Source organism: Limnobacter sp. (assembly GCF_964228395.1).
Taxonomy (GTDB): domain Bacteria; phylum Pseudomonadota; class Gammaproteobacteria; order Burkholderiales; family Burkholderiaceae_B; genus Limnobacter.
In genome coordinates, this window is record NZ_CAXQZX010000148.1 from 1 (window position 1) to 7202 (window position 7202).

Annotated in this window: 5 protein-coding genes; 3 read left to right on the forward strand and 2 right to left on the reverse strand. The window is 56.2% G+C overall.

Annotated elements, in window-relative coordinates; translation table 11 throughout:
* The coding region (gene ileS / locus ACEQU8_RS12350) for an isoleucine--tRNA ligase (RefSeq protein ID WP_370263993.1) at positions 1–2514 on the reverse strand (2514 nt) is incomplete at its 3' end.
* A 6-nt stretch (positions 2515–2520) separates the two neighbouring features.
* Positions 2521–3477: a bifunctional riboflavin kinase/FAD synthetase gene (locus tag ACEQU8_RS12355; protein WP_370263994.1), complete on the reverse strand. Its 957-nt coding sequence runs from the start codon at positions 3475–3477 to the stop codon at positions 2521–2523.
* A 101-nt stretch (positions 3478–3578) separates the two neighbouring features.
* Between ACEQU8_RS12355 and purN the strand changes: the two genes are divergently transcribed.
* The 3 genes from purN to ACEQU8_RS12370 all read left to right on the forward strand — a co-directional run bounded on the left by purN (position 3579) and on the right by ACEQU8_RS12370 (position 6918).
* Positions 3579–4220, forward strand: a complete 642-nt coding sequence (purN, locus tag ACEQU8_RS12360) for a phosphoribosylglycinamide formyltransferase (protein WP_370263995.1) — start codon at positions 3579–3581, stop codon at positions 4218–4220.
* A 24-nt stretch (positions 4221–4244) separates the two neighbouring features.
* Positions 4245–5594: an RsmB/NOP family class I SAM-dependent RNA methyltransferase gene (locus tag ACEQU8_RS12365; protein WP_370263997.1), complete on the forward strand. Its 1350-nt coding sequence runs from the start codon at positions 4245–4247 to the stop codon at positions 5592–5594.
* A 130-nt stretch (positions 5595–5724) separates the two neighbouring features.
* On the forward strand, positions 5725–6918 hold the full coding sequence (locus ACEQU8_RS12370; protein WP_370263999.1) for a fatty acid desaturase: 1194 nt from the start codon (positions 5725–5727) through the stop codon (positions 6916–6918).
* Positions 6919–7202 lie beyond the last annotated feature (284 nt).

A 7202-nucleotide genomic window follows, 5' to 3' on the forward strand; every position in this document is an offset into this window, starting at 1 on the left:
AATGGCGCCGGCGCTACGCAGGTTTTCAAGTTCTTTGACCACGCGACCGCGCAGGGCCAGCAGGGTGGCCCATTTGGCAGAAAGTGCTTCTGCATCAGCCACAGTTGGTACCTGATAAAACTCATTGCAAAAAATAGAGGCTTCAACATTGCCCATCACTTCGCGGGCTTCTTCTGCGGTGAAGCTCAAAATGGGGGCCATTAGACGAAGCAGGGCATGCGTGATGTGGTACAGCGTGGTTTGTGCGCTTCGGCGTGCAAGCGAATCAACGCCGGTGGTGTACAGGCGGTCTTTGAGCACGTCGAGGTAAAAGGCCCCAAGATCTTCAGAGCAGAAAATTTGCAACTTGCTGACGATGGGGTGGAATTCATATTCCTGGTAATGGGTTTCGCATTCGCTCTGCAGGCGGGCCAACAAGGTGAGTGCGTATTGATCCAGTTCTAGCAGTTCGCCCGTGGGCACAGCTTGCGTGGCAAAATCAAAGTCCGACAGGTTGGCCAGCAAAAAGCGCAGGGTGTTTCGAATGCGGCGGTAGCTCTCGACCACACGTTTCAGGATTTCGTCAGAGATTGTGAGTTCGCCTGAGTAATCGGTGCTGGCCACCCAGAGGCGCAAAATTTCAGCGCCCATTTTGTCGGACACCTGTTGGGGCGCGATCACATTGCCCATCGATTTGCTCATTTTGCGGCCTTGGCCATCGACCACGAAACCATGCGTGAGCAAGGCCTTGTAAGGGGCTACGCCGTTGATCATGCAACTGGTGAGCAGGGAGGAATGGAACCAACCGCGATGTTGATCAGAGCCCTCGAGGTACAGGTCGGCCGGAAAATGGCTTTCATCGGCATGGCTGCCGCGCAGCACGGTTTCATGTGTGGTGCCCGAGTCGAACCACACATCCAGTGTGTCCGGGTTTTTTACATAGTCTTTGGCTTCAGAGCCAATCAACTCCTCCACCGTGATGTGTTGCCAAGCCTCAATGCCCTGCTTCTCGATAAGCTGGGCGATGGTTTCGATCAGCTCTGGGGTTCGGGGGTGCAATTCACCCGTTTCGCGATGCACCAAAAAGGCCATGGGCACACCCCATTGGCGCTGGCGAGACAAGGTCCAGTCGGGGCGGTTGGCAATCATGGCGTGCAAGCGAGCTTTGCCCCAAGCCGGGAAAAACTGCGTGGCCTCAACACCTGCCAGGGCTTTTTCGCGCAGGGTCCCGCTGCCATCATTGGCGGGTACGTCCATGCCGGCAAACCACTGCGAGGTGGCGCGGTAAATCACCGGGGTTTTGTGTCGCCAGCAGTGCATGTAGCTGTGGCCAAACTTGACTTGCTTGATGAGCGAACCGACCTCAATCATTTTTTCGACGATCAAAGGGTTGGCCTTCCAAATGTGCAAACCACCAAACAACGGCAGGGAGTCGGCATAAACACCGTTGCCCATCACCGGGTTGAGGATGTCGCTGTCTTTGAGGCCATAGGCCTTGCTGGTGTTAAAGTCGTCCACCCCGTAAGCGGGGGCGCAGTGCACAATGCCTGTGCCCGCATCGGTGCTCACATAGTCGGCCAAGTACACGGGGCTTAAGCGGTCGTAAAACGGGTGTTGAAAGCCAATTCCCTCCAGCTTGGCGCCGGTGGTGGTGGCCACCTCGTTGCCCTCGAGTCCATAACTTTCAAGGCAAGCTTTTACCCGTTCCTGGGCCAGCAACAAAAACTTGCTGCCCACGTCCACCAGGCTGTAAACCAGCTCCGGATGTACGTTGAGCGCTTGGTTGGCCGGCAGGGTCCACGGGGTGGTGGTCCAAATCACCAATTGGCCTGGCTTGGCTTGCAGCGTGGCCAATGGCAGGTTGAAGGCAGCCGCTAACTCTGACAGCTGTGCTGGGTTGAATGCAAAACCCACGTCGACTGCGATGTCTTGCTTGTCTTTGTATTCCACCTCAGCTTCAGCCAGGGCTGAGCCGCAATCGAAGCACCAGTTCACGGGTTTCAAGCCTCGGAATACGTAGCCCTTTTCCATGATCTTGCCCAAAGCGCGCAGCTCGTCGGCCTCGTTCTGGAAATTCATGGTTTTGTAGGGGTTGCCCCAGTCGGCCAGTACCCCGAGTCGAATGAAATCCTTTTTTTGGCGTTCAATTTGCTCGGCAGCATAAGCGCGGCTTTTTTCTTGAACCTCCAGGGTGGGTTTGCCCTTGCCGTGGGTTTTTTCGATCTGGATCTCGATGGGCATGCCATGGCAGTCCCAGCCGGGAACGTAGCGCGCATCGTAGCCAGCCAGGCAGCGGCTTTTGACGATGATGTCTTTGAGGATTTTGTTGACGGCGTGACCAATGTGGATGTCGCCGTTGGCGTAGGGTGGGCCGTCGTGCAGCACAAATTTGGGTTTGCCTGCTTTGGCTTCCCGAATGGCTTTGTACAGGTCTTCCTTGCACCATTGTTCGACCCAGTTGGGCTCCCGCGCAGGCAGATTGCCGCGCATGGGGAAGGGCGTGTCGGGCAGGTTAAGAGTGTTTTTGTAATCCATGTTGGGTTAACAGCCTGTGTGGGTGATTCTTGGTTGTGCGGCAGCAAGCAAAGCCATGGCTTTGGTCGTGTCTTGGTGCATTTGCTCAACCATGGTGTCTAAAGAGTCAAAATGTTGCTCGGGGCGAATGTGGGCGAGCACTTCGATGCGCAGCAACTTGCCGTAGGCATTGCCCTGCCAGTTGGGAATGAAGGTTTCAAGCAGGATTTGATCGGACTGTTCCACCGTGGGGCGCACGCCCATGCTGGCCACTGCGGGCAGGGGGCTTGGCCCAAGACCATGCACCCAGACTGCCAAAATGCCAGTCAGTGCACTGGCTCGCCCGGCGATGCGCAAATTCATGGTGGGAAAGCCCAACGTACGCCCCAGCTTTTTGCCATGCACGATATGACCAGAATACACCAGCGGGTGACCGAGCATGTGTGTGGCTCTGGGTACGTCACCGGCTTGCAAGGCTTCACGAATGTTGGAACTGGACACGCGGCTGCCGTTGCTTTGAACTTCAGCGAGGTCGCTAACGGTAAAGCCGTGGCTGCTGCCCAGGGCTTTGAGCAGTTCGAAATCACCGGCTCGTTTGGCCCCAAAGCGAAAGTCGTCGCCCACCCACACCTGCTTTGCATTAAGCTGGCGAACCAATACCTCTTGCACAAACGCTTGAGGGCTAAGGCAGGCGGTGGATTTGTTGAAGGGCAATATGCAGACCTGTTCAATGCCACAGCGCTTCATTTCGATGATTCGGTCGCGCAAGGTTGAAATGCGGCTGAGCTTGAACTCGGGGCTGAAAAACTCTTTGGGGTGGGGGTGCAGGGTGACCACAGTGGGCACGAGACCTTGGGTTTGTGCCGCCTTTACAACACGGGCGAACAAAGCCGCGTGGCCTTGATGGACCCCGTCGAAGTTGCCGATGGTCAGTGCAGTGCCTTGGCGCTGGTGGGAAGTGCCCGGGCGGCGGGTGATCTTCATGCCGTGAAGCTGAGTTGGATGGTTGCAGAACAACCCGTCATTATACGGCCTGATTCCATAAAACAAGGGCGTTTTCCCTTGCACAGTGATAAACTCGCGCCATGCAAAAAACCGCACCCACCATTGTCGTCCTGATTTCCGGGCGAGGCTCCAATTTAAAGGCCCTTATCGATCACGCCAAATCTTCTGGCGCCTACCGCATTGCGGCGGTGATTTCCAACCGTCCGCAGGCTGGTGGGCTTGCTTTGGCCGTTGAAGCCGGCATTCCCACGGCCGTTCTCGACCACACTGGTTTTGAGGGCAGGGAGCCCTTTGATGCCGCCCTGGCCGACCTGATCGAGCAACACAAGCCTGACTGGGTGGTGTTGGCGGGCTTTATGCGAATTCTTACCGCGGGCTTTGTGGCCAGGTTTGAAGGCAGGTTGGTGAATGTGCACCCCTCGTTGTTGCCCGCTTTCCCCGGTTTGAATACTCACCAGCAAGCCCTGGATGCAGGGGTGCGGGTGCATGGCGTTACAGTGCACTTGGTGACAGCGCAGTTGGACCATGGCCCCATCGTGGACCAGGCCGTTGTGCCAGTGTTGCCCGGCGATACCGCAGAGGACCTCGCCCAGCGCGTGTTGGCCTTGGAGCATGTGATTTACCCGCGTGCCGTGGCCGCTTTGGCCAGTGGTCAAATTGTGTTGGCTCAAGGGCGCCTTCAGGGCGCGCTGGCCAACGCTTTGGTGCACGCCCTTCCATAAACCTCCACAGAGAACACCATTGCCATGGCAAACACAGGCAAAAAGAACACGCCCTTTCGCAAACCTGCTGGCAAGGGCGGCCCACGCAAGGCCAAAGACGCCACCATTTCCAGGTACGGACTGGTCAGCCAAGTCGCCCAGCTGATTGATTTGTTGAATCAGTTCGACGGTCCAGCGGATGCCACCATTTCACGATTTTTTAAAGATCATCCCGAGTTGGGGGGCCGTGATCGCCCCTTGGTCGCAGAGGCTGCCTATTGCTGGTTGCGATACCGCTTCAGGATTAACCACCTTGCCCAAGCTGGGGAAGGGCCTTCGGTGATGCGCCAAGCCAAGCTGGCCCTGCTTTGGAGCGGTGCGCCAGAGGCCATTTGGTCGGCTGGCAAACGCGAGGATAACGAGTGGCTGAGCCGTGTAATCAATGTGCAGGCTGATAACCTCAACCTTGAAGCGCGCACTTGTTTGCCGGAATGGCTTTACCGCAAGCTTGAAGAGCAGTTTGGGGTGGGCCGCGCAGAGAGCTTCGCGCAAGCGGTTTTAAGTGCTGCCCCCTTGGATGTGCGGGTGAATACGCTTAAAACCACCAGCGCTGAATTGTTGGCGGCTTTGGCGGCTTTGGGCATCGAAATGCACCCCATTGAGGGCCTGCCAGATGGATTGCGCGCAGTGGGTAAGCCTGTGATTGGGCGAACCGAGTTGTTTCAGGATGGTCTGATGGAGGTGCAGGACGCCGGTAGCCAATGGGTGAGCCGCTTGGTGGCGCCACGGCGAAGCGACTTGGTCATTGATTTTTGTGCCGGTGCAGGTGGTAAAACCCTGGCCATTGCAGCCCTGATGAAAAACACAGGCCGTGTGGTTGCGCTGGATACTTCGGAGCGTCGGTTGCAAAAATTCAAGCCACGCGCCGCGCGCGCAGGTTTGAGTAATTTTTACACCATGGTGATTAATGATGAGGCTGATGCACGCCTGAACAAGTATTTCGGGAAAGCAGACCGGGTGCTGGTGGACGTGCCTTGTAGCGGCATGGGAACCCTCAGGCGTAACCCGGATCTAAAGTTTAGACAGGATTTGCAAAGCCTGTCAGAATTAAAAGTGAAGCAAAAATCCATCATCGAGCATGCGGCCCGTTTGGTGAAGCCCGATGGTCGGCTTGTGTACATCACCTGCAGTGTTCTTCGCGACGAAAACGAAGACATTGTTCAAGCATTTCTTCAGGATCATCCTGAGTTTCGCCTTCGTCGGTGGACGGAGGTGCTCAACCCTGGAGAACGCCCCACCAAGGCGGATACAGCGCAAGACATGCTTCGAATTTGGCCGGAAGATGGCGAATCGGACGGCTTTTTTGCAGCAGTGTTACAACGGTCCAAGGCCTGAACTGAATATAAATTCCAAATGTGTTTCGGCTTTAAAAGTACACTTGTACACTGAAAATAGATTACACGGCGACCCAGAAGCAAGCCAAGTTGACCGTGCCTGTTAAACCACGACAACAGAGATTGTGAACATGATTGATTTTTTGACCTCCGGCCTGACCGGCGCCTCTTGGGGCGAAATGGTGGTGTACACCCTGGTGGTGACCCACATTACCATTGTGGCCGTTACCGTTTATTTGCATCGTTGCCAGGCCCACCGTGCCCTCGAAGTGCACCCCGCCTTGGCTCATTTCTTCAGGGCCTGGCTGTGGCTGACCACAGGCATGAGCACACGCGCTTGGGCGGCCATTCACCGCAAGCACCACGCCAAGTGTGAAACCCCAGACGACCCCCACAGCCCCCAAACCCGTGGGCTCAAGAAGGTGTTTTGGGAGGGCGCCGAGCTGTATCGCGCAGAGGCTAAAAACAAGGAAACCCTGGCCAAATACAGCCACGGCACACCCAGTGATTGGCTGGAATTCAACGTGTACGAAAAATTTCCATGGCAAGGCGTGGGCTTTACCCTGGTGCTGAGCTTCATTTTGTTTGGTTTCCCTGGCGTGAGCATTTGGGGTGTGCAAATGCTGTGGATCCCTGTGCTGGCCGCTGGCGTCATTAACGGCATCGGTCACTTTTGGGGCTACCGCAACTTTGATTGCCCCGACGCAAGTCGCAATATTTCGCCTTTTGGTATTTTGATTGGCGGTGAGGAACTGCACAACAATCACCACACGCATGCCACATCCGCGAAACTCAGTTCCAAGTGGTACGAGTTCGACATCGGATGGATGTACATCCGTATTTTTAGTGCCTTGGGTTTGGCCAAAGTGAAAAAGGTGGCAGAGGCCCCGCGTTTTAGCCCCGATGGCAAAAAAGCCCTGGACCTGGCCACTGTACAGGCCGTGGTTAATCACCGTTACGACGTGATGGCCCGCTATGCGAGCTCCATGCGCAAGGCGTTCCGTTCGGAGGCTGCTTTGCTTAAGCAGCGTGCCCGCAACGCTCAAGAGCGCAGTGTGTTGACCAAGGCCAAAAAATTGCTCTCCATTGATGAGGTGAAGCTGACTGAGCAACAGCAGGCTGAGTTGGCCCAATTGTGTGCTCAATCGAAAATGCTAAACACCCTGGTTGAAATGCGCCGTGAGTTGCGAGCTATTTGGGAAAAAACCAACTTGAGCCGTGAACAAATGTTGGCGCAGTTGCAGGCCTGGTGTGAGCGAGCTGAGCAAAGCGGCATTCGGTGGTTGGAAGACATGTCGATTCGGATTCGCCGTTACGCGGCTTGATTGGCGGCTTAGTTCGTGAAGCGCTGCACTGGGTTGGTTCTCGGTGCAGCGTTTTTTATTGAGCAGCGTTTTGGTGTGGCGCCTCAGGTCTGAGGTGGCACGGGCCACTGGGCCTGGATTCAGCCCTTTAGAGTGCTGTGCGCCGCGCTTTTGGGCCGGGGTGGCACCGCCCCCTTGGCCTGGGATCAGCCCGTGTATCCCTTCTTGTCCCTGCCGAGGGGGCATGCAAGGCGAAAATGTCGCCATTGCATCCGATTCGGTTTCCCGCCAAGCGGGGCTTGGCG

Bases quoted from the DNA above. Each gene is read 5' to 3' on its own strand.
- ACEQU8_RS12355 (WP_370263994.1), bottom strand. From the start codon at position 3,477: ATGAAGATCACCCGCCGCCCGGGCACTTCCCACCAGCGCCAAGGCACT.
- purN (WP_370263995.1), top strand. From the start codon at position 3,579: ATGCAAAAAACCGCACCCACCATTGTCGTCCTGATTTCCGGGCGAGGC.
- ACEQU8_RS12365 (WP_370263997.1), top strand. From the start codon at position 4,245: ATGGCAAACACAGGCAAAAAGAACACGCCCTTTCGCAAACCTGCTGGC.
- ACEQU8_RS12370 (WP_370263999.1), top strand. From the start codon at position 5,725: ATGATTGATTTTTTGACCTCCGGCCTGACCGGCGCCTCTTGGGGCGAA.